9 tRNA genes and 1 rRNA gene are annotated in these 1095 nt (G+C 50.1%); all 10 read right to left on the reverse strand.

The window, feature by feature from the left end:
• Window positions 1-155: 155 nt before the first annotated feature.
• A tRNA-Ala gene (locus QBK89_RS14980) sits at window positions 156-231 on the reverse strand.
• Window positions 232-240: 9 nt separating this feature from the next.
• A tRNA-Pro gene (locus QBK89_RS14985) sits at window positions 241-317 on the reverse strand.
• Window positions 318-325: 8 nt separating this feature from the next.
• Window positions 326-402 (reverse strand) — tRNA-Arg (locus QBK89_RS14990).
• A 6-nt stretch (window positions 403-408) separates the two neighbouring features.
• A tRNA-Leu gene (locus tag QBK89_RS14995) sits at window positions 409-497 on the reverse strand.
• Window positions 498-507: 10 nt separating this feature from the next.
• Window positions 508-579 (reverse strand) — tRNA-Gly (locus tag QBK89_RS15000).
• A gap of 26 nt (window positions 580-605) precedes the next feature.
• A tRNA-Leu gene (locus QBK89_RS15005) sits at window positions 606-690 on the reverse strand.
• 5 nt (window positions 691-695) lie between these two features.
• Window positions 696-771 (reverse strand) — tRNA-Lys (locus QBK89_RS15010).
• 15 nt (window positions 772-786) lie between these two features.
• Window positions 787-862, reverse strand: a tRNA-Thr gene (locus QBK89_RS15015).
• A 17-nt stretch (window positions 863-879) separates the two neighbouring features.
• Window positions 880-955, reverse strand: a tRNA-Val gene (locus QBK89_RS15020).
• A gap of 21 nt (window positions 956-976) precedes the next feature.
• A 5S ribosomal RNA gene (gene rrf / locus QBK89_RS15025) occupies window positions 977-1092 on the reverse strand.
• Between the last annotated feature and the right edge of the window lie 3 nt (window positions 1093-1095).

A 1095-nucleotide genomic window follows, 5' to 3' on the forward strand; every position in this document is an offset into this window, starting at 1 on the left:
TTGCTTCTGATTTTATTTTGAAAAACGAGGTCCGTTTTTCTTGACATACTGGTCGTTTTGTTCAGTTTTCAAAGAGCAAAAAATAATTCGCCGTTCAAATTGGCGACTTGATTATCATACCATGCTGAAAAACATAAGTCAACATGTATTTTTTATGGTGGAGCCTAGCGGGATCGAACCGCTGACCTCCTGCGTGCAAGGCAGGCGCTCTCCCAGCTGAGCTAAGGCCCCGTAAGTAAATGGTCGGGAAGACAGGATTCGAACCTGCGACCCCATGGTCCCAAACCATGTGCTCTACCAAGCTGAGCTACTTCCCGTTAATATATGGCGCGCCCGAGAGGAGTCGAACCCCTAACCTTTTGATCCGTAGTCAAACGCTCTATCCAATTGAGCTACGGGCGCATGTTATGGTGCCGAGGGCCGGACTTGAACCGGCACGGTGGTAACCCACCGCAGGATTTTAAGTCCTGTGCGTCTGCCAATTCCGCCACCCCGGCAGGGATTAAAAGCGGAAGACGGGATTCGAACCCGCGACCCCCACCTTGGCAAGGTGGTGTTCTACCACTGAACTACTTCCGCATTACAGGATTTTACATATATTATTATGGTGCGGGTGAAGGGAGTCGAACCCCCACATCCGAAGATACTAGATCCTAAGTCTAGCGCGTCTGCCAATTCCGCCACACCCGCAAAAATGGTGAGCCATACAGGATTCGAACCTGTGACCCTCTGATTAAAAGTCAGATGCTCTACCGACTGAGCTAATGGCTCGTATTATTATAATGATGGTGCCGGCCAGAGGACTTGAACCCCCAACCTACTGATTACAAGTCAGTTGCTCTACCAATTGAGCTAGGCCGGCATATCATTTTCAAGAAATGGTGGAGGATGCAGGGCTCGAACCTGCGACCCCTTGCTTGTAAGGCAAGTGCTCTCCCAGCTGAGCTAATCCTCCATAAAAATAAATATATCTTTCGCCTGGCGGCGTCCTACTCTCACAGGGGCAATGCCCCAACTACCATCGGCGCTGAAGAGCTTAACTGCTGTGTTCGGCATGGGAACAGGTGTGACCTCTTCGCTATCGCTACCAGACAA

Origin of the sequence: Virgibacillus sp. LDC-1, from assembly GCF_030137545.1 — a bacterium.
Lineage (GTDB): Bacteria > Bacillota > Bacilli > Bacillales > Amphibacillaceae > LDC-1.